Raw genomic sequence first — 24,238 nt, forward strand, 5'->3', positions numbered from 1 at the left:
GCCAACGACCCCCAGGTGGCGTTCGAGGCGTTTCTGGACGCACTCATGAGCCGAGATGCCACCCAGGTGGGCGCCCTGCTTGCGCCTGATGCCGTCATCGAGTTCCCGTTCGCGCCCGATGGCGCACCTGAACGAGTGGTGGGCCGGGCGGACATAGAGCACTACTTTGTCAAGGCGTTCGCAGCCAAGACCCCGATTGCCTTCACGGGTCTGACGTTCAGGCACTTCGCAGACTCGCAAGAAGTCTTCGCCGAGTTCAAGAGTGAGATGGAAGCCAACGCAGAGCGGCGCCGCTACCACAACCGCTACTGCGCGATTCTCCGAGTGGGGCCCGCAGGCATCGAGTTGTTCCGTGAGTGGTACGACCCAGCGGTTGACGCTGAACTCCGCAAGACCGCTCATGCCGACACAGCCGGGCCCGCGGTTTCATGACTGCTGCCAAGAACGTGGCACAGATGCCTACGAAGTGGATCTGGGACGGGCTCGTCGACAGCTCGGGGGAGATGCCGCGCCTTCTTGGCTCGCGGTGTCCAAGCTGTGGCAACACTTTCTACCCCCCGGTCAAGGATTGCCCGACCGAGGTGCTCCAGGGCAAAGCGGAATCCGTCGCCTTGAGTGGGCGCGGACGGATTGTGTCTTTCAGCGTGATCCAGCGCGGCTTACCCGGGTTCGCGTCGCCCTATGCGCTGGCGAACATTGAGCTCGAGGAAGGCCCGACTTGCATCGCGCAACTTGAGGACTGGGACTCGGCTGCGTTGACCCTCGGCCAGCCGGTTGAGTTCGTCGTTGGCGTGATCAGAACCGACGAAGATGGTGACGCAGTCTTCGGCCCCAAGTTCAAGCCCACTACTGAAGGAGGCCAGGCGTGACCTCCGTTCACGTCGTCGGTGTAGGCATGACCGATTTCGGGAAGGCGCCCGACACCTCGCCTTTTGCCCTAGGACGAGAGGCAGTTTGGGCCGCGTTGTCCGATGCCGGTGTCGATCCAGACCGCGTAGACGTCGCGGCTGTCGGCCACGTGTATCAGGGCCCGAGCTTCGGTCAACGGGTTCTGGGTGACATGGGCCTCACCGGCATCCCCATCATCAACGTCGAGAACGCATGCGCGAGCGGTGGCCAAGCTACTGCCGTTGTGGCATCCATGATCATGGCGGGTCAGGCAGATGTCGGCATCGCCATGGGAGCAGAGAAGCTGACAGGGGGCGGCGGCTTTCTGCCCGTTGTTGCCCAGGACCTCGAATCCAGCCAAGGCCGCGTCCTCCCGGCCGCGTTTGCCATGATGGCCCAGCTCTATATGCAAACGTACGGGGCTACAGCCGAGCAATTGGCCGCTGTGAGCGTCAAGAACTCCAGAAACGCTTCGCTCAACCCAAGAGTCCCCGCCGCGAGACCGCACAGCCTCGATGAAGTCCTCGACTCCCCGCTCATAGCCGAACCGCTGAGGCGCCTGATGTGCTGTCCGGTCTCCGACGGGGCCGCGGCCGTCGTCATGGTCTCGGAGCGGTTACTGAAGGAGTTCGACGGCCGACACGCAAAGCTCGCAGCGTCAGTCATCAACAGCGGGCTCCGCACGAAGTACGGGATCAGCGACATCGTGTCCGAGATGAGCGAACGTGCGGCCCGCGACGCGTACAAGGCGGCCGGCATCGGTCCACAGGACGTAGACGTCTGTGAGACGCACGACCCCTTCTCCATCGCAGAGATCGTCCACTACGAGGATCTTGGCTTTTGTGCCCGCGGCGAAGGCGCCCGCTTCGCTGCAGATGGACGATCGGAAATCGACGGCGACGTGGCCGTTTCACCCTCGGGAGGCCTGCTCGCCAAGGGACACCCGCTCGGGGCCACCGGAACCGCTCAGATCGCTGAGATCTTCTGGCAGCTCCTGGGCGAGGCCGGAGACCGGCAGGTCCCGAACGCAAGGGTCGGTCTAGCCCATGCGCTCGGGGGCGGTGTCACAGGGATCGAGGGCGGGGCGTGCTCCGTTCACATCCTGACGAAATGAGCTAATGAAACACGCCAACAGCACATGGAGAGAAGACCCATGATCGACGGAATGTATGTCATCGACGGCGTCGCACACGGATACAACTGGGATATCAGCAACTTTCGGTCAACACGAGTGGGCGAGAAGTTCCGCGAGATTGTCTACCCACACATCCACGAGATGATCTCGCCGCTCGGGACCGACTTTGTCATGACCAAGGACGAGTTCCTGCGCACCTGCAGCCCGGAGACGCTCGTGAACTGTCTGTTCGCGGAAAGCCAGACAGATCTGGCTGTCTATCACGAGGTCCCGCTATTTGGGTTCGTCAACGACGGGGGCTCACCGATGTCAATCGGTGAGGCAGCAGCCGAAATCGCCTCACAGCGGTTCTTGTTCTATGGCGCAGTCCGACCCTACGACACGGCCAACGCCATCGATCGGATCGATGAGCAGCTGGAGAACACGGGCATCCTCGGGCTCAAGCTCTATCCGAACGACGTCTGGGAAGGGAAGGTTACCCGCCTTCGGCTCGATGACGAAGAGATCACATTCCCTATCCTGCAACATGCAGTCGATCGAGGGATCAAGACAGTCGCGATCCACAAGGCATGGATCTTCGGTCCCAGCCCCATCGAACCCTTCAAGCTGGATGACCTCGAACGCGCCATCCTGAGCTTCAAGAACCTCAACTTCGAGATCGTCCACGGCGGCTGGGCCTTCGTCGAGGAGACGGTGATGCTCGCACAGAACTTCTCGAACGTCTACATCAACCTCGAAGGGCCGTCCGCCTTTGCTGGGCTGGCACCCGAACGCTTTGCGCACATCATTGGCCCCCTACTGCGCTCAGGCGCCGAAGATCAGATCATCTGGGCCACCGGCGCCATGGCAGCCCATCCGCGCCCTATGGTTGAGGCACTTGCGGCCTTTGTGATGCCTGAACACCTGGTGCAGGGGTACGGCTATCCTGAGCTCACCATGGAGCGCAAGGCCAAAATTCTCGGTGAGAACTTCGCACGGATGCACGGGTTCGATCTCGCCGACCGAGTGAATGCAATCGACGACCAGTTCACCGGCCTCGGGAAGCTCGCCGCGCCCTGGAGCGCACTGCGGCAAGCGGCATGAGCGCACCATCCGAAACCGTAGAGCAGGTCCGAAGGGTCTTGCACGACGTCATGGACCCCTGTAGCCAATCGGCTGGAACACCGTTGAGTCTCGTGGAAATGGGGTTGGTCGAGTACATCGCCGTCGATGAGTGTGGTGCTGCCACAGTGACGTTGAGGGTGACCGCTCCGCAGTGTCTGTTCGCTCCGATCTTCGCGACAGAGGTGGAGGACAGGGTGGCCCAATTGCCTGGTGTCTCCTCGGTGAGAGTACGGATCAGCGATGAGCTGACATGGACCGAGGCCGACATCGAACCGGCTGCGCTCGTCCGGCTGAAACAACGGCGCACCGAGACTGCGGGCGAGCCCGTGCGACCCCTTTATGGGTAGTGGACTATCGGAGATTCTGCAATGGCGGAACGAAGGCGCAGGCCCGGTGCGCATGGAAGAGGGCTGGCCGGCGCGCTCAAGGGGCCGAGCCCTGGATGCGAGCGGTTTGACTGAGCCCCACCATTCGGTCTTGAACCCGCTCTGGGAGCCAGATGCTCGTCCGTCGAACAATGTAGTCCCGGCGGTTCTTGGGAGCTGGCCTGCTCGACGCCGGACCGCAGGTCCGCATCCACTGCCGTCAAGCGCTGGATCAGGCAAGTAGAGAGGCACGGCGCCGGACTGGCGGCAACCAAGTTGCGGTCTGGGGTGGCTCCGAGGAGCCGGTCAGTGTCCGCTCCACGCAGGCTGGCGTCGTTCGTTGAACGCTGCGATTCCCTCCAACCGGTCATCGGACTCCAAAACCCGCTCGTAGGCCTCGTTCTCGATACCCATCGCGTCCACGAGCGCCACGTCAGCACCTTCGTGTACGGCGCGTTTGATCGCTCTCGTCGAGACTGGGCTACACGCCAATAGGTCGCTCACATACGCATCGGTGGTCGCGTCGAGAGCGCCGAAGTCGACGACCTCCGCAACTAGGCCCCATCGCAACGCTTCCTCGGCGCTGAACCGCGTCCCAGTCAGGAGCAGATGCTTTGCTCGCGCCAGGCCCACCAGCCGAGGGAGCAATTGAGTGCCGCCACCGCCCGGGATAATGCCAAGCCGCGGTTCGGTCAGGCCGAACACCGCGCTGGCCGACGCTAGAACTATGTCTGCACTGATGGCTAGCTCCGTGCCGCCGCCGAGAGCGTAGCCCTGCACGGCTGCCACCAGCGGCTGCGGGATATTGCGGAGTTCCGCATACATGGCCCGGAACAACGCCCGCTGCTCCCACCACTGGTCTGGAGTCATCGAGTTGCGTTCCTTCAAGTCCGCACCGGCACAAAACGCACGCTCACCAGACGCCCGCAATAGGACGACCCACACGTCTTCGTCCGCTCGCACAGTCCGGCATGCGTCAATCACCTCTGACGCTAAGTCATTGTTGAGGGTGTTCAGTTCCTCAGGGCGGTTGATCACGATCTCGACGACGTGGTCGTCACCGTGGCGGGCCTGCACGAGTACACTTGCGTTGTCCATCGTTCAGTTCTTATGACATTCCGCGCCTGCGTGCCTGGTAGCGCTATTCATAGGATCGACCTCCACTGGCAGGGTGCTCCCTCCCTTTGGTTGGCTCGCATTGAGCCGGGCATCCGTCCCGGCGGAGTCAAGAGAGGGAGAACCCATGTCAGCTCGGAAGTCCGCCAGGAAGGGGTCCGGTGCATTGTTGCTGCGGCTCTTGGCCCTCATGATCCTGCTGTCCTTGGTCGCAGCCGCATGCGGGGACGACGATGACAGCAACGCGTCGAGCTCAGGTGCCGGCGCTAGTGAGCCGGCCGACGACACGGCAGCGCCCGAACCTGAGGACGAGGCGTCCGGTGACGAAGGCGATGCCGAAGACGCTACGACGGGGTCTGACAGCGCAGCAGGAGATGATTGCGGGGCCGTGTCCACTGGAGTGACCGACACGAGCGTGAAGGTCGGCTCGACCGCTCCTCTATCAGGGAACGCTGCTGCCGTTGGTGTGACCCAGCTCGCACAGGAGGCTTACTACGACTACCTCAACGACGAGTTCGGTGGCGTCACGATGGCCGACGGTGTCACCCGGACAATTGACTTCATCGGGCTCGACGATGCGGCAGAGGCAGCAAATGCTCTGACCAACGCACGACGACTTGTCGAACAAGATGAGGTCTTCATCGTTGCAGGAGCGGTCGGAACAGCCGCCAACCTCTCGATTCGCGAGTTCCTCAATGAGGAGTGTGTACCGCAGCTATTCTCCGGTTCCGGAGCTTCAACGTTCGGCGCTGACTACGAGGAGTTCCCCTGGACCGTGGCCTTCAACCCCACGCACATCTCCGAAGCTGGCACCTTCGTGCAGTACCTCAAGGACACGAATCCCGACGCCAAGGCAGCGCTCCTGTACGTCAACATCGACGCGGGGACGGACTTCCTGGAAGGCTTCGAGACTGCGATTGAGGGAACGGGCATCGAGCTCGTGGCGAGTGAAGTGTTCGAGAACACCGAGCCTTCGGTGGACGCTCAGGTGAGCCGGCTGGCTAGCTCTGGCGCAGACACGTTCATGATCGTGACAACCGCCTCGCACGCGAGCCAGGCAATCCGCCGTTCGGCGGAGCTCGGATGGGAGCTGGAGGCCCAGTATCTGACCTTCGTGTCCAATGGTGTGGGTTCGGTGCTCGAACCTGCGGGCCTCGAAAACGCTCAGGGGCTGGTCTCGGCTTCTTACCTCAAGGACGCGTCCGACCCGACCTGGGAGGGCGATGCAGGTATGGAGCTGTACCAGGCGGTCATGAACGACGCTGGCATTGATCCCAACGACGGATTTGCCGTCTGGGGCTTCGCCCAGGCACAGGCCACCGTCAGCGTATTGGAGAACTCTGAGCCGACCCGCTCCTCGGTGTTGGATGCCGCGCTCGGCCTTGACGGAGTCCAGCTTGACACCGTCCTACCCGGGATTACTTTGAACACGACGCGGACAGATCACTTCCCGATCGAGGAGCTGAAGCTGATCCAGTTCGAAGGCGAGTCCTGGCAGTTGCTCGAATAGGGGCACGTGCTCCGCGTGAAAGTCGCGGCGGCCCCCTCCCTGCTGTCCCACGAGTCCAGCCCTGCTTGACCGCGGAAGGGAACAGCCGTGGATCGACCGATCACGGAGAACGCAACGGACCCGAGCGTGACCAAAGTGAGCCGCCGCGCCGATGGCCTGGCCAGGGTGCCCGCGAGTTCGTTGCGCGGCCATTGAACGAGGTCGGAACTGGCGTCGTCGGCAGATGGATTGGCTCCGCCTACGCGCTCACGAGTAGCGAGCCGCGCCTAACGCTGACCCCGTCAAATGTAGGAGGCTGAGATGCGACCTTGTGACTACCTTGACCGCGGCGCGATGCTCGCCGGCAGAGGGAGCGCATGTCTCACGACAGATCATCAGTCGCTGACCTACGGGGAGGTGACACGCGCAACACACGGTGTCGCTCGTGAGCTCGCGGGCACCGGGGCGACGCCGACCGCCAAGGTCGGCGTCTACAGCCCTAACCATCCCTCGGCGCTCATCGCCATACTCGGGATCGCAAGAGCTGGCTGCACTTATGTCGCCGTCAATACGGCCAATGCCGTGGCCGACAATGCCGCAGTGCTCGAGTCGACTGGGTGCGAGATCCTCTACTACCACAGCCGCTACGAGGCGCAGGCCCGCCAACTCAGCGACGCGGTCAGCACGCTGAACCACATCATCACGATCGACACACACGACACCGCGGAGCGTTGGTCTGGCGATGCCATTGGCGTCGGCCAGACGACCGATTCGCTGCCTCATGCACCCGAGGACCTGGCGTACCTACTCCCAACGGGGGGTACCACCGGGCCTGCAAAGTCCGTGATGCTGACGAACGCAAACCTCGAGGCCTTGGTGGCGAACCAGCTCACAGCCCTTCCCGGCTGTGATCACGCGGTGTACCTGGTCTCGGCGCCCATTACCCACGGCGCCGGCATCATGACACTTGGCTTCCTGGCGACGGGAGCCACGGTTCACATGCTCGACGGCGTCGATCCCGAGGCGGTGCTCAATGCTATAGAAGGACGCAAGGTCACTCACCTATTCTTCCCGCCAACTGCGATCTACAAGCTCCTCGCCCACCAGAAAGTCCGCGAATATGATTATTCGTCCCTGCGTGCTTTCGTCTACGCGGCAGCACCCATGGCCACCGAGAAGCTTCGGGAGGCCATTGATGTCTTCGGCCCGGTGATGGCCGAGGTCTACGGCCAAAGTGAGCACCCCTTCGCCACGATCCTCACTGCACCCGAGCATTCCGACGCTTTGCGCCAGGACCCGGAGCGGCTGGCGAGCTGTGGTCGCCCAACGGCGTTCACCAGCCTTGCGATTCTCGATGACAATGGCAGCCCGTGCGCCTGCGGCGAGCGGGGTGAGATCGCACTGAGGGGACAGGGCGTCAGCCCTGGTTACTTCAATGACCCCGATTCGACCGCAGCAGTGCGGCGCAACGGATGGCACCTGACTGGCGATGTCGGGGTCTGTGATGAGGAGGGCTATGTCTACGTCGTCGACCGCAAGAAGGACATGATCATTACCGGCGGGTTCAACGTGTATCCGACTGAAGTCGAACAGGTGATCCATCAGCTCGACGGGGTAGTCGATGTAGCCGTCGTCGGTGTCCCCGATCCGAAGTGGGGTGAAGCTGTGAAGGCCGTCATCGAGGTTCGCCCTGGCTCTCGCGTGGCCGAGGAGGCCGTGATCGGAGCGTGCAAGGAACGGCTCGGGTCGGTGAAGGCGCCGAAATCGGTGGACGTCTGGGAGGCACTGCCGCGCAGCGGACCCGGCAAGGTGCTCAAGCGTGAGATTCGCGACCATTACTGGGAGGGGCACGACCATGCCGTCTGAGCCCTGTCGCGCTGCGTCTCAGCGGGTTCCGATGGATCCATGCAGCCCGAGAGACGAGTCGTGAGCAGTCCACGTGCCGCCATCGCCGGCATCGGTCAAACCGACTTCTCACGGAACTCAGGACGGAGCGAGCACGTTCTCGCGCTTGAAGCCACACTCTCCGCAGTCGAAGACGCCGGCCTGTCCGTTGCAGACATTGACGGCGTCGCTCGGTACCAGAAGGACGCCACCGAGGAAGCGCATCTGGTGGAGGCGCTGGGCCTGCGGGACCTCCGCTACTTCGGACAGCTCGGCTACGGAGGCTCTGGCTCATGCGGAGTGATTGCCCACGCTGCGGCGATGGTCTGCGCCGGGCAGGCAACCCATGTGCTTTGCTATCGGTCGTTGAACGGAAGGTCAGGAACGCGATTCGGCCAGGGAAGTCACTACATCGACACCGTTGATACGTGTGTCGGCATCGCCCGCAGCGACATCACGGTAGGGAGCCCCCTCACCGGACCGTTCGGCTTGCTGGCCCCCGCACACCAAATGGCGATGTGGATCCGGAGCTACAGCCAAACTTACGGGTTGGACGACGAACAAACCGCTCGGATGCTGGGAGCCGTAGCTGTCTCCCAGCGCGAATTGGCACACGCGAACCCTTCTGCCATCTTGCGTGGAAGACCTTTGACGCTCGCCGACTACCTCGACTCGCAGATTCTGGCCGATCCCTTGCGCCTCTACGACTTCTGCCTCGAGACCGACGGTGCCGTTGCAGCGATTGTAACAACCGCCGATCGCGCCAGAGACCTTCGCCAGCCGCCAGTGCAGATCGCAGCAGCCCAGCAGCACATGTCGCGCTACTCTGAGCCTCTCCACCTCTACAAAGAGGACCTCGCGTCTTTCCTGCCGTCTTACGTAGCCGCCGAACTATTCGCGGCAGCCGACATCACTCCTGAGGACGTCGATATTGCGGCGATCTACGACGCATCGACGGTGATGGTCCCGTTGGCGCTCGAGGACTTTGGCTTCTGTGAGCGAGGCACCGCAGCCGAGTTTCTCGCCTCCGGCGAGCAGAACCTCCAAGGCTCGCTACCGATCAACACCCATGGCGGGTTGCTGTCCGAGGGATACATCAACGGCTTCAACACGGTCACCGAAGCAGTGCGTCAGTTGAGGGGATCCGCAGCCAACCAGGTTCAGGGCGCCCAATACGCCTTTGTCACCGCCGCCGGCGCGAGCTCGTTGATATTGAGGAACTGATGAGCGCCGGGGATAGTCCACCGACCCGCATCGAGCCACAGCGTGGGCACGACAGCGACGAGTTCTGGGATGGGGCGCGACGTCGCGAGCTTCTCATCCAGGGCTGCGGGGTCTGCGGTACGAAGTGGCACCCACCCTCTCCGATCTGTCCGGAGTGTCACTCGTTCGAGGTCCAATGGGTGCAAGCCTCAGGACGCGGTCATGTTTACAGCTACGTTGTGGTCCGACACGCAGCGCATCCGCTCGTCGAATCCTGGGTGCCGTACAACATCGCGCTGATCGCCCTTGACGAAGGCCCCAGGATCGTGAGCACGATCCGCGGCATTCGCCACGAGGATCTCGTCATCGGCATGCCCGTCAATGTCGCCTATGAGGACGTCACCGACAGCTTCACACTGCCCGTCTTCGAACCACGACCCCAGGAGTACTGACATGAAGCTCAACTCATACGCTCACGAACTACTGGCGAAACCGCTCGACGCTTTCGTGACCACCATCAATCCAGATGGCAGCGCGCAGACGTCGGCCGTTTGGGTCTCGGCGGTTGGTGACGACGTCGTCTTTGGCAGCGGAATGGCTCGACAGAAGATGTACAACCTCAAGCGGGATCCACGAGCGGTGCTCGCCATCGACGCTCGCGAGAAAAACCACGTGGGTCTCGGGATGTACATGTTGATTCACGGCACCGCGACCATCCATCCAGGAGAGTCCCCCGATCTCATGGACGCGAATGCGCAGCTCTACTTGGGTCGCGACGCCTTCTTCGTTGATCTCCGTCAACCCGACGCCCCAGCACACGCTCTGGTCCGTGTCAAGGTGGATCGGGTCGAGGGCGTTGGCCCATGGGTGGAGAGCGAACGGGACGACCTCGGGCTACCGATGGCGACTCCCTGGCAGAAGGCGCTAGCCGACACCGCGAAGCAGGAGGACTAAGGGGGTCTCAGCCGTCGGCGGAGTCCACGCCGGGCAGCCCGAGAGCGCCTACACCACCCCACGCCCAACTACGTCGCGTAGAGCCTATGCGGCTCTACGCGACGTAGCTGGGACGTAGAGCCAGCATTTGCTTGCATACAAGGCAGCACTTGCCTCTTGTAGATTCGCTTCGACGCCCCATCCTGCGAGCGCGCCATTCGGTCCCGCACGATGTCTCGACCGCGCGGGGGCGGTTGCCTGCATCCCGCCGAGTAGCCTGCGACTCAAGGCGGTGCTCCGGCTGGCAAGCGTTTTTGCAACCCATTGTGGTTGCTGAATAGTTGCTATAGACTCCGGGTATGGTGCAGATCGAAGAGCTGCTTGAACAGGATCTTGCGGCAGCATCGAACACTGCGGCGGATGTGATGCCCGACATTGTCGCCGCGCTTGACCGGCTGATGCCTCAGCTCTTTGTTGGGGGAGATCGGGCCTCGGTGCGGCGCTACTGGGTCTTTGTTCACGAGGCGGCGCAGGTGCTGACCGCGCTGCCGGCGCGGAATCCCGATGCGCTTCCGCCGTCCGTTGTCGTCTTTGAGTTGCTTCGTCGCGACACTGCCGAACTGCCTTGGGTCGCGCCGTCGCAAGACGGAATCGGTTTGGTCACGGTCTTGGTCGACCGTCTTCGCGGCTTCACGGCTGGACTTCCCCAGGAGTGCGTTAGGGCCCGGCCGGACATTGATGAACATCGCTTCCGCTGGTTTCTCCAGTCGATGGACCAGGTCGAGTATGAACAGGAGCGCAGTTCGCCGCTGAGGCGGGCGATGACAACTCTGGAACTGACGAGCAGTGACGTCGCTGAGTTCATGGGAGTGAAGCGCCAGGCCGTCGACAAGTGGCTTTTCGCGGGGCCGCCCGTCGACCGGTCCGGGAAGATCGGCGCCATCAGCGAGATCTCCGACATTCTCCGCCATCGCTTGCGTGCCGGAATGCCTGCGGTTGTGGCCAGACGTCGGGCTGACGCATACGGCGGCCGAACCATGCTCGAGTTGATCGCAGCGGATGAGCACGAGTGGCTCCTGCAATCCGTCAGGGAGAGCTTCGACTACGGCCGGGTCGCGTGAACATTCTAACGGTTCCGGTCGGGGGCTCCTACCACCGTGTTGCAGATCCCGACTGGTCCGACCCGCTCGATGCTTCGTTCGCTTCTGTTGCTCCGGGCCAACGGTGGAACCCTCCCGGGCTTGCGTGCCTCTATCTGGCCGCGGACATCGCCACAGCACGCGCCAACGTCGCGCGGTTGTTCGATGGCCTGCCCTATGGGCCAGAGGATCTCGATCCGGTGACCGCACCGGTCCTCGTCGACGTCGCGGTGCCGGACGGCGAGGCCGCGGACGCCTACACCGACGATGGCCTGGTCAGCTTTGGTCTACCGAACAGCTTCCCCCGTGACGCGCGAGGCGACCCGATTCCCCATCGGGTGTGCCAACCACTCGGGCGGGCGGCGTTCGACGCCGGCCTCGACGGCGTCGACTGTCGATCGGCTGCTGACGGGGGAGTGCGCGAACTTGCCTGGTTCCCCCGCGACCGGACCGCGCAAGAAGTCACGCGTCGCGCCTTCGATCGATGGTGGTGAGCGAGCTCAAGCCGATGAGAACGGGAATGCCCAGCGAGTTTCGCCGGCGGCCGGGGGGCCCGGCATTGGGCAGCCGGGTGTAGGCGTCGGCGGGTGTGGTGCGGCCGATGGTGCGGTGGGGGTATCTGGCCGAAGCGTGAACGGGGAGCTATTCGGTGCGTCTGCCTGCGTTGCGCATTTGTTGGACGAGTTCGGCGGGGTCGTAGGGGGCCGGGGGGCCGGGGAGATAGGTGACGGCTTCGATGACGCCTGTGTAGGGGAAGGCCCCGTGATCGGCGAAGGTTGACCAGAGGACGGGGGAGCGGCGATCGATGCCGACGTCGATGCCCTGGAACGGGGCGAAGCCCATCAGCATCTCGACCCCGTCGAGGGTGGCTTGCGGCTGGCCGTCCACGCTGATCGTGAAGCCCAACGTGTAGGGCTCACCACAACGAGCCGAGATGCGGATCCGGTGCCGGCCCGGCGGGAGGAAGTCCGCGGCGGCGATCTTCTCGACGCCGTACTCGTTGTAGCCGAAGCACAAGATGCCACCCTCGATGTACACCACGTAGCCGCCTCCCTGGTCGCCGTGGGCGACGAGGACACCGTCGGCGGCGTCGTGGTGCACGATGTCGATCTCGATGTCGAAGTCACGGAGGGTGACGAGCTTCTGGGACCGGTAGCGCTCGAGCGACGGTGTGCCCGCCAGAAGACGGACGGGTTCGTTGAGCGACGCATCGTCGGGTCGGCGCAGGACCTGGAGAAGCCCGAGGCCGTCGTCGAGCGGGAAGACCTGGTTGTCCCAGGCGGTGCGTTCCCAGGCGGCGGCCAGTTCCGCCACGACATCCGGGCGTTCCGCGGCGACGTCGTTGACCTCGGTGGGGTCGCTCGTAATGTCGTAGAGCTCCCATTCCGTGTCGTCGTAGGGCGCCCCACGCCGGTGGAGCGTGACGAGCTTCCAGCCGTTGCGGTAGAAGCTCCGATTGCCGAAGCACTCCGAGTACTGCTCCGGGTGGGTGCTCTCGGTGGCCCCCTGGGTGATGGCCGGTGCGAATCCGGCGCCGTCGAGGTCGTCCGGCGTCTCGACCTGAGCAAGGTCGAGGATCGTCGGGAGGAGGTCGGTGACGTACTGGTACTGGTGAAGGATCGTGCCTGCCCGGTCCGCCGCGATGCCCTTGGGCCAGGAAACGATCATGGGAACCCGCACCCCGCCGGCGTGGGTACAGGACTTGTAGAGCCGAAACGGCGTGTTCGAGGCCATCCCCCACCCGCGCGGGTAGTGCACCATCGCTCGAGGACCGCCGATGAGCTCGGGATCACGCTCGACGTCGAAGTCGCGCCCGAACCCTGCCGGGTTTCCGAATTGCCGGTAGTAGCTGCGCGTCCCCTGGGCCCCGCCCTCCCGGGTCGCCCCGTTGTCGGAGGTGAACAAGACGACGGTGTTGTCCAGGTCGCCCAGCGCTTCGACCGTGGCCAAGAGGCGGCCGAGGTTCTGGTCGACGTTGTCGACCATGGCGGCGTAGACCTCCATGTATCTCGCGTAGATGTCCTGTGCCGCGGCGGACAGGCCGGCCCAAGGCTCCACCTCGTAGCCGGCCTCGTGGTTGCGGGGCGGTAGCGCGGTGCCCTCGTCGAACAGGCCCAGTTCGATCTGCCGGGCGAATCGGCGTGCCCGGACCTCGTCCCATCCCTGCCGGTAGCGGCCCCGGTGCGCGGCGATGTCGCTCGCCTTGGCCTGGAGCGGTCCGTGGACCGCCCCGTGGGCCAGGTACAAGAAGAAGGGGCGGGTCGAGTCGTGGGATCGCAGCGCCTTCAGGTAAGTGATCGCCTCGTCGGTGATGTCGTCGGTGAAGTAGTAGCCGTCGGGGTACGTGTCGATCGCCACCGGGGAGTTGTCGCGCGCCAGCCGATGCGGGTGGTGCATGTTGGTCCAGCCCTCGAGTACGCCGTAGAACCGGTCGTAGCCGACCTGCAGCGGCCACGAGAAGCGGGGTGCACCGTCGTGCATCGCGCTGTCGCGGGTCAAGTGCCACTTGCCCACCGCGAAGGTTGCGTATCCCGCGTTGCGGAGCAGCCGGGGCAGCGTGTCGATCGAGGGATCGATCTCCATGGTCCATCCCGGAAAGCCCGGGTCGAAGTTGGCGACCCCGGCGAATCCGGCCCGGTGCGGGTTCAGCCCGGTGTGAATGGACGCCCGAGCTGGTGAGCAGAGCGGGGCGGTGTGATAGTTGGTGAAGCGCAGGCCCCCGGCGCTGAGGCGGTCCAGCGTGGGGGTGGAGATCTCCGAGCCGTAGGGCCCGACGTCGGAAAAGCCGAGATCGTCCATGAGGACGACGATGATGTTGGGGCTTTCTTCGGCCGGCCGGACCGGTGCGGGCCACCACGGGGTGGAGTCGCCGGCGAGACGGGCGATGTGGCCGCCGAAGGGCTGCGGCCGGCCAGGATCGTTGTCGTTCATGATGCGGTCTCCAGGGGCTCGGCGTGGTGGCAGGCCACGAAGTGGTCCTCGGCGATCCTGCGGATGGTCGGGGTTTCGTCGCGGCAGCGATCGGTGGCGAGGGGGCAGTGGGTTCGAAAGCGACAGCCGCTGGGTGGGTCGAGCGGGGAGGGCAGCTCCACGGCCACGTCCGCCGGCCGGGCTTCGTACCTCACGCCCAAACGGGGGATCGAGTCCATCAGGGTCCTGGTGTAGGGGTGTCGAGGACTGTCGAAGAGGGCCTCCGTGGTGGCGACCTCACAAATCCGGCCCATGTACATGACCACCACGCGGTCGCTGACGGCCTTGACCACGCCGAGGTCGTGGCTGATGAACAGCAGCGACATCGCGTAGCTGCGCTTCATTTCGGCGAGCAGATTCAGGATCTGTGCCTGTACGGAAACGTCGAGTCCCGACACCGGTTCGTCGCACACGAGCAGTCGTGGTTCGAGGACCAACGCACGAGCGATGCTGATCCGTTGGCACTGTCCACCCGAGAATGTGGGTGGCCGCCGGTCGCCGACGGTCGCCGGGTCGAGTCCGACGGCGGCCAGGGCGTTGTCGACCGCTGCCTCGATGTCTCGGCGCGGCTGCTTTTGGAGCCGGAGTCCGAATCCGACGATGTCGCGCACCCGTCGGCGTCGGTTCAGCGACGACCGTGGGTCTTGGAAGATCATCTGGATTCGATGTCGCCGCGACCGCAGCGCTCGCTCGTCGAGGTCGGTCAACTCGACACCCTCGAACTCCACGGTGCCGGAGGTGGGTGGCGGGAGCTGCAACAGGGCCCGGCCGGTCGTCGACTTGCCGCACCCGGACTCTCCTACCAGTCCCAGGGTCTCGCCGGGCCGGACATCGAAGCTCACTCCCGACACCGCATACACGGTGCCCTTCGGCGTCGAGTACTCGACGACCAGGTCTTCGACTCGGAGCAACTCGGTGCCCCGCGGGCCCAGGTGGGCGTGACCGGTGCCGGTCATTGGGCACCCCGCTCGTGGCCCGACAGCCCCTCCTCGTCGGTCGGCGTCAGCGGGAACCGGCACCGCACCTCGGCCGGGGGGCGCGTCGCCGGCGTGAGTTCGACGGTGCCGGTCAGGCACTCGTCGCGTCGATAGGCGCATCGGGGAGCGAAGCGGCAGCCGGGGGGAAGGTGGCGCGGGTCCGGGGGGTGACCTTTGATGGCGAACAGCTCGCTTGTGCTCGGCCGCTCCACCCATGGGATGGAACGAAGCAGGGCGTCGGTGTAGGGGTGGTGGACCGACTCGAAGATCTCGTGCGCGGTGCCGGTCTCGACGAACTGTCCGGCGTACATCACCGCGATGTGATCGGCGACACCGGATACGACACCCAGATCATGGGTGATGAACACCATCGCCATCCGGTGTTCGGCCTGGAGCCGGGTCAGGAGTTCGAGGACCTGACGTTGCACGGTGACGTCGAGCGCTGTCGTGGGTTCATCGGCGATCAGCAGTCGAGGTTGGCAGCTCAACGCAATGGCGATCACGATCCGCTGACGCATTCCCCCCGAGAGCTGATGCGGGTACTGGTCGAGTCTGCGTTCCGGCTCGGGGATGCCGACCTCGTTCAGAAGATCGACGGCCCGGGCCCGGGCGGCGCGCTTCGACAGACCGAGGTGGCGCCGGATCGGGTCGGTGAGTTGCACGCCGATGCGGCGCACCGGGTTGAGGGCAGTGAGCGGATCCTGAAAGACCATGGCGATCTCGGGCCCCCAGATTCGGGAGAGTTCCGCCCGACTCATGTGTGTGAGGTCCCGGCCGTCCAACCGGATTTCGCTCTGTGGTGCGATGTGGGCCGACCGGGGCAGCAGGTTCATGATCGAGCGCACGAGCATCGTCTTGCCCGATCCCGACTCGCCGACGACGCCGAGGGTCTCGCCCGGCGCCAACGTGAACGAAACCCCGTCGACCACGCGGATCGGACCGGTGGGGGCGTCGAAGGTGGTCGCAAGATCAGCGACGCTCAGCAGGCTCACAGTTGGGACTCCGACGGATTCCACTTGGCGGTGGCCCGTTCGCCGAGCAGGTTCAGGCTCAACACGGTGATCAGCATGAAGGCGCCGGGCACGAGCGGGATGTGCGGGTGTTCGGCCAAAGTGGTGAAGTCGCCCTCTGCGATCATGCTTCCCCACGTCGGGGTGGGCGGTTGGAGTCCGAGGCCGATGAAGGCCAACGAGCCTTCGGCCACGATCAGCACGGCGATCAGGATGAGCGAGTAGGACAACAGGGCGGGCGCGACGTTCGGCAACACGTCGGCGACGACGACCTGGCGGCGGGAGGCGCCGAGGACTCGGCTGGCGAGGACGAACTCACTGTTGGCCAGGCCGAGCGTGAGCGAACGGGCCAGCCGAACCATTGTCGGGATGCCCACGAAACCCAGCGCGACCCCGCTCTTCCAGATCGCTTCCGGCGCTGAGTCGGGAATGCCCGCGATGGTGGCGAGGGCCACGAGGAGCACGATGGCCGGGAAGGCGAGGAGTGAGTCGGTGAGCATGCCCGTGGTGCGATCGAACCAACCCCGCCTCAGGCCGGCGATGATCCCGGTCGAGCCACCCACGATCAGGGTCACGCTGATCGCCAGCATGGCGGTGGGCAGGCTGATCCTCGCACCGTGGATCGACCGGGCGAGCAGGTCCAGCGAGAAGTTGTTGGTGCCCAGTGGATGCGCGGACAGCAGGTCAGGTCGGGTGTTGCCCGGTTCGGCCAGGGTCTTGGAGATGTCGACATGCTCGGACAGGGGCAGCGCGTCGGCGAACACCGCGGCGAGCGAGAGCCCTGCGAGCCACCCGATGGCGAGCCACATCACCCCGTCCCACTCCGGACCCCAGACCGCCCGTCCCACCTCCCGGAGCCCGAGGTACATCGCGGCGACCCCGATGACGACGGCCGAGATCTTGACCGGACCGGGCAGAGCCCCGAGAGGCGCCAGGGCGAGCCACAGAACGGCCGTGCCGACAGCCAGGAGCACGACCCCCTCAGCGGCGCGGCGGCCTCGTCCCACCCTCGCCCGGCGCGGCTCGGCGCGCCGTCCGGTGGACCGGAGACGAGTGGTCATCGCTGTACCCGCGGGTCGAGCACGTAGTAGAGGAGGTCGACCACCAGGTTCACCAGCACGTAGCTGAGCGCCACGATGAGCACTGCGCCCTGAACCAGCGTGTAGTCGCTCGTGAGCGCCCCTTCGACGATCACCCGGCCCAGACCCGGCAGCGAGAAGAGGGCTTCTATGATCACCGTGCCCCCGATCAAGCGGCCGAGGTTGACCCCGGCCAGGGTGAGGAGGGAGAACGACGACGGGCGCAACGCCTCTCTGATGAGCACGTGCAGCGTCCCCATGCCCTTGGCCCGGGCCGACAGGACGTAGTCCTGCTGGAGGGTATCGATCATGTCGTTGCGCACCAGGCGCGCGAAAGTCCCGATCTCGGCCAGGGCGAGGGTGATGGCGGGCAATATCGCGTGGTGGAGGTTCGCCGCCCACCCGGCCTCGGTGGGTCGTTGCCACGGCCCGAGCGGGAAGATCCCCCACTGGATGGCGAAGAGCAGGATCAACACGATGCCGGCCAGGAAGCTCGGTATCGAGATCAGCCCGAAGCTCGCCGTCGTCACGAGGCGATCGAGCACCGAGCCCTGTTTGTAGGCCGACAGGATCCCCAGGGGGAGGGACACGGCGATTGCGATGGCCAGGGCGAGCAGCGCCAGTTCGACATTGACCGGGAACGCACGGGCCAGGCGATCGGTGACCGGCTCGACCGGGGGAACGAGGCTGGAGCCGAGGTCCTGGCGGAGCACGATGTCGCTCAGCCACTCCACGTAGCGGGTGATCAGCGGTTCATCGAGCCCCATCTCCGTCCGGATCCGCTCGTAGTCCTCCGGCGTGCCGTTCGGGCCGAGCACCGCCACGGCAGGATCGCCCGGAATCAACTCGATGAGCAGAAAGGTGCCGGTGCTGACGATCAGCAGCACCGGGATGATCATGGCGACGCGGGTGGCGACGTACTTCACCATGTCCGAGGCGCCTTCTCGACGCGAAACGTCCGCGAAGGGCGATGATCGTCAGCCGGCAAGCCAGGCTTTGTCCAACAGGAAAGACGCCAGCGACGTTCGCTGTACGCCCATCAGGTCGGGCCGGGTGATCAGCGAGTTGCGCAGTTCGTTCAGCGGCAGGCCGGGAACCTCCTCGCGCCAGGCGGCGGCCATGAGGGCGTAGGCCTCGGTCACGAGTTCAGGGGTGTCGGCGAGACCCAAGGCCCCGATGGCCGCGTCCAGATCGGGTGACGAGAATCCACGAGCGTTGGTCCGCTGGGCCCCGGTGCTGAATCCGCCCAGGTGCGTCACATAGATCCCGTCGGGGTTCTCCCCGATGCCACTGCCCCAGATGACGAGGTCGTAGTTCCGCAGGACTTGGACCTCCAGAATCAGCGGAAGCGGTTCGAAGGAGGTGTCGAGTTCCACCTCCATGCCCACCGCGGTGAGCATCGCGCCGACCGTCAACCCCAGCGCCTGGCCGACATCGTCGGTCACCGAGTAGAGGCGAATCTTGCCGTCCCAACCGTCGGCCTTGGCCTCCTCGACCAGTTGGGCTGCGAGTTCGGGGTCATAGGCGGGCCCGTTGACCCCGGGAGACAGGGGGAAGTCTTCGGAGAACAGAGCGGTTCCGGCTTTCGCGAGCCCGTCGTAGGCGCGTTGGTTGACCTGGTCGGTCTCGACGGCGGCGGCGATGGCCCGGCGGATCCGGGGATCGCGACCGGGTGGATCGGTCTGTGCGCGCTCCCCGTCGGCTGACGATTCGCACCCGGCCGGTTGACCTCCCTGACACGTGACGAACACCCCGGAGTTGATGTCGAGCAGGTTCCCCGCCGCGATCCGGGCGGTGTGGGCGGTGAGTCCGTCATCGGCGGCGTCGGCGAGTGCTCGAGCGGAGCGGAAGTAGGCGGCGTCGAGGTCACCGGACCGCACCGCGGCGTACGCGGCTTCTTGGCCCCCCGGCGTCGGCACGAAGGTGATCCGGTCGAGCAGTGCCGGCTCGCCGTAGTAGGTGGAACTGCGTTCGTAGACTGCGGCCTCTCCCGGGCGGTAGTCGGCGAGCACGTACGGTCCCGCGCCCGCGCCCTCGGGATCGGAGTTGAATTCGTCGCCCCGATTCTCCAGGACGGTGGGGGAGACGATCATCCCGGCGTCGATGCTGAAGACGAAGGGGAGCCCGACCCAAGGTCGGGACAACGCGAACTCGATCGTGCGATCGTCGACGACGGTCATCGAGTCCAGCAGGACGGCGAGCGCGGTGCGCGACTGGGAACGGGATGCCGGGCTGAGGTGTCGCTCGACGTTCACCCGCACAGCCTCGGCGTCGTAGGCGGTGCCGTCGCTGAACCGGATGCCGTCCTTGAGCACCAGGGTCCACACCGTGAAGTCGTCGTTGGGTGTGAGCGACTCCGCGGTGCGAGGCTCGTAGTCGCCGGTTTCCGGGTTCCAGGAGACGATCGTGTCGTAGAGCATCATCATCTCTATCCCGCCGACCGCGCCGGGCGCCGCACCCCCGATGATGGGGTCGAACCCGCGGGGCGGCGAGAACTGTCCCACGGTGATCTCTCCACCGGCCACCGCCTGTAGGGGGGCATCAGACGCGTCGTCGCCGCTTGCGCCCTCGTCCTCGGAGTCCTCGTCGCCGGCGACCTCTCCCGCAGCACTGTCGTCGCCGGCGACGTCGCCTTCAGTACCGTCGTCACCGTCGTCACCATCGTCGCCGTCGTCGGGTGCCGGATCGGCGTCGGTGGACGTTTCGGGGGCGACGGTGTCGGTGCCTACAGGGGCATCGCCGTCGGGTCCCTCGGAGCCGTCGGACCCGCAGGCCGCGGCGATGAGCGCGAGCACCAGCGCGCACAGAAGCCACGCCCGTCGACGTGGCCCGCCGCGAAACGCCCCGCCGTGTCGCCGTTGACGACCACTTTGACCCTGCATTGTTCCTCCCCGTCCGGCTTCGTCGTTGCAACGACGAGGCCAACTGTCGATTCCGTGTGAATGTGTGGTCCGGGTTGCTCACGGACTCCCGTTGTCGGGCACAGCAGCACCCGACCCGTCCACCGTCACCGACTCGAAGCCGGTCGGGCCGACGAACGAAGTACCGTCGAGCGTGATGCGCTCCATGACACGCCGATGGCCCGGCGTCACGTCGGCGGGCGCAATGTGGGCCGTCGCCCGGTTGTCCCAGAACGCGATGCTGCCCGGTCGCCACTGGAACCGAACCGTGAACTCGCGGCTGCACACGTGTTCGTTGAGCATGGCGAGCAGATGGTCGCTCTCCTGTCGGGTGAGTTCGACGATGTGGCTGGTGTAGTCGGGGTTGACGTACAACTGGCGCTCGCCCGTCTCGGGGTGCAGGGTGACCACGGGGTGCCGGGCGCGGAGTCGGGTGGACATGAAGTCGCGGGCGAGCTTGTTCGGTTCCCCCCGCACCACGTGCAAGACGTTGTGGTGGACCGCGGTCATCTCGTCGATGAGTTCACGGATGGGGGGAGAGAGCGTGGCGTACGCCGCTGCGAGATTCGTCCATTCGGTGTCGGAACCGAACGGCGGCACGGAGACCGCTCGAAGAATCGAACCCATCGGCGGCGCGGCCATGTACGACAAGTCGTTGTGCCAGCGGTGCTCGATCTCGTTGGCGTCGGGGTTGTCGCGGTGGTGTTCCTTTTCGATCATCACGATCTCCGGATGCTCCGGGAATCGCGGTGTCAGAGTCGGATGGCCGGGGCTCACCTGTCCGAATCGGCGGCCGAACGCCACGTGCTGGTCTCGGGTGAGTTCCTGGTCACGGAAGAACACGACCTTCCACCGCAAAAGGGCGGTGCGGATGGCGCGAACCGTGGCCTCATCCATCGGTTCGCGGAGATCGACACCGTGAATCTCGGCACCCGTGTGCTGGGACATCGGCAGCACCTCGAGCCGGTAACCCGCATCCATCGTTTCCTGGGATTCAGTGATCACGCTCATGTAGGTCTGCGTCCCGTCGTGCTCAACGTCGCAATGGGCGGCCCGCCCATTCGCATTATGCTTACCGCATTGTCCCGAAAGTTGCCAGGCGCTTAGCCGCGCCGTTGCCCCCTGACCCGTCGCCACCCGGAGGAGCCGCCCGTGGCCCATCCCACCATCGATCAGATCGCTGAACTCGGGCCCTACCTGGCCGAACACTCGAGCCACGCCGATGCGCTCGGGCGGCTGCCCGATGACACGGGGAAGTTGCTGAAGGAGACCGGAGTCGTTCGGATGTTGCAGCCGCGAGACTTCGGGGGCCTGGAGGCCGACCCCCGCGACTTCCTCAACGCCGTGATGGACGTCGGGAACCACTGTCCCTCGGCGGGCTGGATCGCCGGTGTGGTCGGCGTTCACCCCTGGGAGCTGGCCCTCAATGACACTCGGTTGCAGGAGGAGGTCTGGGGTGTCGACCCCGACACCTGGGTCGCATCGCCGTACGCCCCCTCGGGCGTTGCCACGCCGACGGACGGCGGCTTCATCGTCAATGGCCGCTGGTCGTTTTCCTCGGGAACCGATCTCTGCGACTGGATCGTGCTGGGTGCGATGGTCAAGGAGGCCTCCGCCGGACCGGACGACCCACCGACCGGCAGCGTTCACGTGATGTTGCCCCGTGCCGACTACGAGATCGTCGAGGACTCGTGGAACACGATCGGACTCGAAGGAACCGGGAGCAAGGACGTCATCGTCGATGGTTCGTTCGTGCCCGACTATCGCACGCTCGATGTGGCCAAACTCTTCGACGGTCGCGCTGCTGAGGAATCGGGTCGCAGCGGCCAGCCGCTGTTCAACATGCCATGGTCGGCCATTTTTCCCTGCGGGGTGGCAGCGGGCCTGATCGGTATCGCCGAGGGCGTCCTGCTGCGAGGCATCGAGTACCAGGCGGGTCGGGTCTCGAACCTCGGTGTCGTGCAGGCCGACGACCCCCATTCCCGTCGAGTGCTCGGCGAAGCGGCGTCCGACATCGCCAGCGCTCGAATCCAGTTGGTCCACAACGTGGGCGAGGCATTCGAAGCGTCTCAGGCGGGCCACACGATCGGGATCGACCAGCGGGTTGTGCTGCGACGCGACCAGGTCCGCGCCGCGTGGCGGGCGGCGGAGGCTGCCGACACCGTCTATGGCATCTGCGGCGGAAACGCGATCCGCCTGGACAAGCCGGTGCAGCGCTTCTGGCGGGGCATGCACGCCGGGCTCCATCACGGCATCTTCACCCGAGGCCCGCTGCTCGATCTGGCCGGAGGGGTCCTGATGGGGCTGCCGCCCTCCGGTCCGGCCGCGGTCATTATCTGAGTGCGCTGGTTCTGAGCCCATGAACGCACCGAGGACACCGTTCACCGAGGAGGACACCAGCCGAACGCTGCGCGTCGACCACGGCGTCCTGCACTATCACGAGGTGGGCCATGGCCCGCCGTTGGTCATGCTGCACGGCTCCGGCCCTGGGGTGACCGGCTGGGCGAATTTCGGCGAGAACCTCGCGGCGTTCGCTCCCCACTTCCGTTGCCTCGTGCTGGATCTGCCGGGCTTCGGTCGCAGCTACACCCCGCCGACCAATCCCGTTCAGCACGGGGCCGAAGCCGTCGTTGCCTTCGCCAACGGCCTGGGCCTGGACGCGTTCTCGCTGCTCGGGAACTCCCTCGGTGGAAAGTTCGCCTCCCAGGTGGCGGCCGCCCACCCCGACCAGGTGCGGCGGCTGGTGACCATCGGCGGGGTCGGACTCCCACTGTTCAGCCCGTTACCGTCGGAGGGCATCAGCCGCCTCGTCGACTTTGTGGAGAGCCCGAGCCGCGACCTGCTCGTCGCCTGGATGCGATCGATGGTGTTCGATCCTGCGATCCTCACCGAAGAGATGATCGAGCGCCGCTGGGCGGCGGCGACCGAGCCCGAGGCCCTGGCCGGCATTCGCCAGATCTACAGCCGGAAGATGCTGTCGTTCTTGCGCGACGTGATGCTCGACAACACCAATGAGTTCGTGACGCTGCGCGGCATCCAGGCGCCGACGCTGGTCACCTGGGGGCGAGACGACCGAGTCACACCCTTGGACGGGTTCATCCCGGCAATGCGCCTCATCCGCAACTGCGAAGTCCACATCTTCCCGAACTGTGGACACTGGACGATGATCGAGCGCAAGGAGGAGTTCGAGCTGGTCGTCATCGAGTTCCTCACCCGCGACCGGTCGGGGAGTTCCTGATGGGCACGTCCGCAGCGGTGGCGGACCGCCGGCCGGTGTGGGCCGTGTGCGCGGAACAGCTCATCGACGCGGCGGCGACTTCGACCCCGTGCGCTCCCCTTCGCGACCTCCTGCCCGAGGGCACCCTCGAGGACGGGTACGGCGTCCAGCGCCTCGTTCACGAGGAGACCGGACGCGGCCGACGTCGGGTGGGTCGCAAGATCGGCCTCACCTCGGCGGCGGTGCAGCAACAGATGGGGGTCGACTGTCCCGACTTCGGAGTCCTGTTCGCCGACATGGCCTTCGGCGACGCCGAGCCGATCCCCTACGACACCTTGATGCAGCCTCGGATCGAAGCCGAGGTGGCCTTCGTCCTCGGCGCCGATCTGTCCGACCGGCCCATCACCGCCGTCGACGTCCTCCGCGCCACCGAGTTCGTGGTGCCCGCGATCGAGGTTTGCGCGAGCCGGATCGCCGAGTGGGACATCACGATCTTCGACACCGTCGCCGACAATGCCTCGGCCGGCGTGTACGTGACCGGATCCGCGCCCCGGCTCCTTCGCGACCTCGACGACCTGAAGGACATGGCGATGACGCTGACGAGCGCGGGGGAGCGGTTGAGCGAGGGGCGAGGTTCCGCCTGCCTGGGTCACCCGGTCAACGCGGTGGTGTGGCTGGCCAACCAGGTCGCGTCCCGAGGGGAGCCGTTGCTGGCCGGCGAGACGGTCCTCTCCGGCAGCCTGGGTCCCCTCGTCCCCGCGCGGCGCGACACCGAGTACCACGCGTCGATCTCCGGTCTCGGGAGCGTCACTGCGAGCTTCGTATGAGA

23 protein-coding genes are annotated in these 24,238 nt (G+C 65.4%); 15 read left to right on the forward strand and 8 right to left on the reverse strand.

Translation table 11 applies throughout. The features are described from left to right. Positions 1 to 15 precede the first annotated feature (15 nt). Genes ACOQPQ_RS01690 through ACOQPQ_RS01710 form a run of 5 tightly spaced genes read left to right on the forward strand, consistent with a single transcriptional unit; the run spans position 16 to position 3,474 of the window. On the forward strand, positions 16 to 432 hold the full coding sequence (locus tag ACOQPQ_RS01690) for a nuclear transport factor 2 family protein (RefSeq protein ID WP_420637707.1): 417 nt from the start codon (positions 16 to 18) through the stop codon (positions 430 to 432). Further along, a complete protein-coding gene (locus ACOQPQ_RS01695; protein ID WP_420637708.1) occupies positions 429 to 869 on the forward strand; it encodes a Zn-ribbon domain-containing OB-fold protein in 441 nt (146 codons plus the stop codon). The genes ACOQPQ_RS01690 and ACOQPQ_RS01695 overlap by 4 nt, the downstream gene beginning before the upstream one ends. Beyond that, positions 866 to 2,002: a thiolase family protein gene (locus ACOQPQ_RS01700; protein ID WP_420637709.1), complete on the forward strand. Its 1,137-nt coding sequence runs from the start codon at positions 866 to 868 to the stop codon at positions 2,000 to 2,002. The genes ACOQPQ_RS01695 and ACOQPQ_RS01700 overlap by 4 nt, the downstream gene beginning before the upstream one ends. A gap of 39 nt (positions 2,003 to 2,041) precedes the next feature. Then, positions 2,042 to 3,106: an amidohydrolase family protein gene (locus ACOQPQ_RS01705; protein WP_420637710.1), complete on the forward strand. Its 1,065-nt coding sequence runs from the start codon at positions 2,042 to 2,044 to the stop codon at positions 3,104 to 3,106. Continuing rightward, a complete protein-coding gene (locus tag ACOQPQ_RS01710; RefSeq protein ID WP_420637711.1) occupies positions 3,103 to 3,474 on the forward strand; it encodes a metal-sulfur cluster assembly factor in 372 nt (123 codons plus the stop codon). Before ACOQPQ_RS01705 ends, ACOQPQ_RS01710 begins: the two co-directional genes overlap by 4 nt. Before the next feature lie 324 nt (positions 3,475 to 3,798). On the opposite strand, the gene ACOQPQ_RS01715 is transcribed toward ACOQPQ_RS01710, so the two are convergent. Beyond that, positions 3,799 to 4,590 carry an enoyl-CoA hydratase/isomerase family protein gene (locus ACOQPQ_RS01715; protein ID WP_420637712.1) on the reverse strand — a complete coding sequence of 264 codons (792 nt, stop codon included), beginning with the start codon at positions 4,588 to 4,590 and terminating at the stop codon, positions 3,799 to 3,801. A gap of 208 nt (positions 4,591 to 4,798) precedes the next feature. On the opposite strand from ACOQPQ_RS01715, the gene ACOQPQ_RS01720 reads away from it, so the two are divergent. From ACOQPQ_RS01720 to ACOQPQ_RS01750, 7 genes are all read left to right on the forward strand, one after another. Next, entirely contained in the window at positions 4,799 to 6,118 is a 1,320-nt protein-coding gene (locus ACOQPQ_RS01720; RefSeq protein WP_420637713.1) for an ABC transporter substrate-binding protein, read from the forward strand. Between the two features lie 300 nt (positions 6,119 to 6,418). Beyond that, on the forward strand, positions 6,419 to 7,963 hold the full coding sequence (locus tag ACOQPQ_RS01725) for an AMP-binding protein (protein WP_420637714.1): 1,545 nt from the start codon (positions 6,419 to 6,421) through the stop codon (positions 7,961 to 7,963). A 39-nt stretch (positions 7,964 to 8,002) separates the two neighbouring features. Further along, positions 8,003 to 9,205, forward strand: a complete 1,203-nt coding sequence (locus tag ACOQPQ_RS01730; RefSeq protein ID WP_420637715.1) for a thiolase C-terminal domain-containing protein — start codon at positions 8,003 to 8,005, stop codon at positions 9,203 to 9,205. Next, complete coding sequence (locus tag ACOQPQ_RS01735; RefSeq protein ID WP_420637716.1) at positions 9,205 to 9,636, forward strand: Zn-ribbon domain-containing OB-fold protein; 432 nt, start codon at positions 9,205 to 9,207, stop codon at positions 9,634 to 9,636. Before ACOQPQ_RS01730 ends, ACOQPQ_RS01735 begins: the two co-directional genes overlap by 1 nt. A 1-nt stretch (position 9,637) precedes the next feature. Next, entirely contained in the window at positions 9,638 to 10,138 is a 501-nt protein-coding gene (locus ACOQPQ_RS01740; RefSeq protein WP_420637717.1) for a TIGR03618 family F420-dependent PPOX class oxidoreductase, read from the forward strand. Between the two features lie 338 nt (positions 10,139 to 10,476). After that, the gene (locus ACOQPQ_RS01745; protein ID WP_420637718.1) at positions 10,477 to 11,238 is read left to right on the forward strand and encodes a hypothetical protein; all 762 of its coding nucleotides are present in this window, start codon (positions 10,477 to 10,479) and stop codon (positions 11,236 to 11,238) included. Further along, complete coding sequence (locus ACOQPQ_RS01750) at positions 11,235 to 11,750, forward strand: RES family NAD+ phosphorylase (protein WP_420637719.1); 516 nt, start codon at positions 11,235 to 11,237, stop codon at positions 11,748 to 11,750. The genes ACOQPQ_RS01745 and ACOQPQ_RS01750 overlap by 4 nt, the downstream gene beginning before the upstream one ends. Before the next feature lie 148 nt (positions 11,751 to 11,898). Here ACOQPQ_RS01750 and ACOQPQ_RS01755 read toward each other — a convergent pair whose 3' ends face one another. The 7 genes from ACOQPQ_RS01755 to ACOQPQ_RS01785 all read right to left on the reverse strand — a co-directional run bounded on the left by ACOQPQ_RS01755 (position 11,899) and on the right by ACOQPQ_RS01785 (position 21,203). Beyond that, positions 11,899 to 14,187 (reverse strand): arylsulfatase, encoded by a 2,289-nt coding sequence (locus ACOQPQ_RS01755; RefSeq protein WP_420637720.1) that lies wholly within the window; start codon positions 14,185 to 14,187, stop codon positions 11,899 to 11,901. After that, a complete protein-coding gene (locus tag ACOQPQ_RS01760; RefSeq protein WP_420637721.1) occupies positions 14,184 to 15,182 on the reverse strand; it encodes an ABC transporter ATP-binding protein in 999 nt (332 codons plus the stop codon). The genes ACOQPQ_RS01755 and ACOQPQ_RS01760 overlap by 4 nt, the downstream gene beginning before the upstream one ends. Next, the gene (locus ACOQPQ_RS01765) at positions 15,179 to 16,195 is read right to left on the reverse strand and encodes an ABC transporter ATP-binding protein (protein ID WP_420637722.1); all 1,017 of its coding nucleotides are present in this window, start codon (positions 16,193 to 16,195) and stop codon (positions 15,179 to 15,181) included. The genes ACOQPQ_RS01760 and ACOQPQ_RS01765 overlap by 4 nt, the downstream gene beginning before the upstream one ends. Beyond that, a complete protein-coding gene (locus ACOQPQ_RS01770; protein WP_420637723.1) occupies positions 16,192 to 17,187 on the reverse strand; it encodes an ABC transporter permease in 996 nt (331 codons plus the stop codon). The genes ACOQPQ_RS01765 and ACOQPQ_RS01770 overlap by 4 nt, the downstream gene beginning before the upstream one ends. Positions 17,188 to 17,270: 83 nt before the next feature. Then, on the reverse strand, positions 17,271 to 18,221 hold the full coding sequence (locus ACOQPQ_RS01775) for an ABC transporter permease (RefSeq protein WP_420637724.1): 951 nt from the start codon (positions 18,219 to 18,221) through the stop codon (positions 17,271 to 17,273). 48 nt (positions 18,222 to 18,269) lie between these two features. Next, on the reverse strand, positions 18,270 to 20,087 hold the full coding sequence (locus tag ACOQPQ_RS01780) for an ABC transporter substrate-binding protein (protein WP_420637725.1): 1,818 nt from the start codon (positions 20,085 to 20,087) through the stop codon (positions 18,270 to 18,272). 165 nt (positions 20,088 to 20,252) lie between these two features. Then, positions 20,253 to 21,203 (reverse strand): TauD/TfdA dioxygenase family protein, encoded by a 951-nt coding sequence (locus ACOQPQ_RS01785; RefSeq protein ID WP_420637726.1) that lies wholly within the window; start codon positions 21,201 to 21,203, stop codon positions 20,253 to 20,255. 141 nt (positions 21,204 to 21,344) lie between these two features. Here ACOQPQ_RS01785 and ACOQPQ_RS01790 point away from each other — a divergent pair, with 141 nt between their 5' ends. The 3 genes from ACOQPQ_RS01790 to ACOQPQ_RS01800 are packed head-to-tail and all read left to right on the forward strand — an operon-like array spanning position 21,345 to position 24,236. Next, positions 21,345 to 22,532, forward strand: coding sequence for a hydroxylase (locus ACOQPQ_RS01790; protein WP_420637727.1), 1,188 nt, complete (start codon positions 21,345 to 21,347; stop codon positions 22,530 to 22,532). 19 nt (positions 22,533 to 22,551) lie between these two features. Beyond that, entirely contained in the window at positions 22,552 to 23,430 is an 879-nt protein-coding gene (locus ACOQPQ_RS01795) for an alpha/beta fold hydrolase (RefSeq protein ID WP_420637728.1), read from the forward strand. After that, positions 23,430 to 24,236 carry a 2-keto-4-pentenoate hydratase gene (locus tag ACOQPQ_RS01800; protein WP_420637729.1) on the forward strand — a complete coding sequence of 269 codons (807 nt, stop codon included), beginning with the start codon at positions 23,430 to 23,432 and terminating at the stop codon, positions 24,234 to 24,236. The genes ACOQPQ_RS01795 and ACOQPQ_RS01800 overlap by 1 nt, the downstream gene beginning before the upstream one ends. The last annotated feature ends 2 nt before the right edge of the window (positions 24,237 to 24,238 follow it).

The organism is Candidatus Poriferisocius sp., assembly GCF_965219775.1.
Taxonomy (GTDB): Bacteria; Actinomycetota; Acidimicrobiia; order Acidimicrobiales; family Bin134; genus Poriferisocius.

Excerpts from the sequence above, each read along its gene's own strand:
- ACOQPQ_RS01695 (WP_420637708.1), top strand. The coding sequence starts at position 429 with ATGACTGCTGCCAAGAACGTGGCACAGATGCCTACGAAGTGGATCTGG.
- ACOQPQ_RS01705 (WP_420637710.1), top strand. The coding sequence starts at position 2,042 with ATGATCGACGGAATGTATGTCATCGACGGCGTCGCACACGGATACAAC.
- ACOQPQ_RS01710 (WP_420637711.1), top strand. The coding sequence starts at position 3,103 with ATGAGCGCACCATCCGAAACCGTAGAGCAGGTCCGAAGGGTCTTGCAC.
- ACOQPQ_RS01715 (WP_420637712.1), bottom strand. The coding sequence starts at position 4,590 with ATGGACAACGCAAGTGTACTCGTGCAGGCCCGCCACGGTGACGACCAC.
- ACOQPQ_RS01720 (WP_420637713.1), top strand. The coding sequence starts at position 4,799 with ATGATCCTGCTGTCCTTGGTCGCAGCCGCATGCGGGGACGACGATGAC.
- ACOQPQ_RS01725 (WP_420637714.1), top strand. The coding sequence starts at position 6,419 with ATGCGACCTTGTGACTACCTTGACCGCGGCGCGATGCTCGCCGGCAGA.
- ACOQPQ_RS01730 (WP_420637715.1), top strand. The coding sequence starts at position 8,003 with ATGCAGCCCGAGAGACGAGTCGTGAGCAGTCCACGTGCCGCCATCGCC.
- ACOQPQ_RS01735 (WP_420637716.1), top strand. The coding sequence starts at position 9,205 with ATGAGCGCCGGGGATAGTCCACCGACCCGCATCGAGCCACAGCGTGGG.
- ACOQPQ_RS01740 (WP_420637717.1), top strand. The coding sequence starts at position 9,638 with ATGAAGCTCAACTCATACGCTCACGAACTACTGGCGAAACCGCTCGAC.
- ACOQPQ_RS01745 (WP_420637718.1), top strand. The coding sequence starts at position 10,477 with ATGGTGCAGATCGAAGAGCTGCTTGAACAGGATCTTGCGGCAGCATCG.
- ACOQPQ_RS01755 (WP_420637720.1), bottom strand. The coding sequence starts at position 14,187 with ATGAACGACAACGATCCTGGCCGGCCGCAGCCCTTCGGCGGCCACATC.
- ACOQPQ_RS01760 (WP_420637721.1), bottom strand. The coding sequence starts at position 15,182 with ATGACCGGCACCGGTCACGCCCACCTGGGCCCGCGGGGCACCGAGTTG.
- ACOQPQ_RS01775 (WP_420637724.1), bottom strand. The coding sequence starts at position 18,221 with ATGGTGAAGTACGTCGCCACCCGCGTCGCCATGATCATCCCGGTGCTG.
- ACOQPQ_RS01785 (WP_420637726.1), bottom strand. The coding sequence starts at position 21,203 with ATGAGCGTGATCACTGAATCCCAGGAAACGATGGATGCGGGTTACCGG.
- ACOQPQ_RS01795 (WP_420637728.1), top strand. The coding sequence starts at position 22,552 with ATGAACGCACCGAGGACACCGTTCACCGAGGAGGACACCAGCCGAACG.
- ACOQPQ_RS01800 (WP_420637729.1), top strand. The coding sequence starts at position 23,430 with ATGGGCACGTCCGCAGCGGTGGCGGACCGCCGGCCGGTGTGGGCCGTG.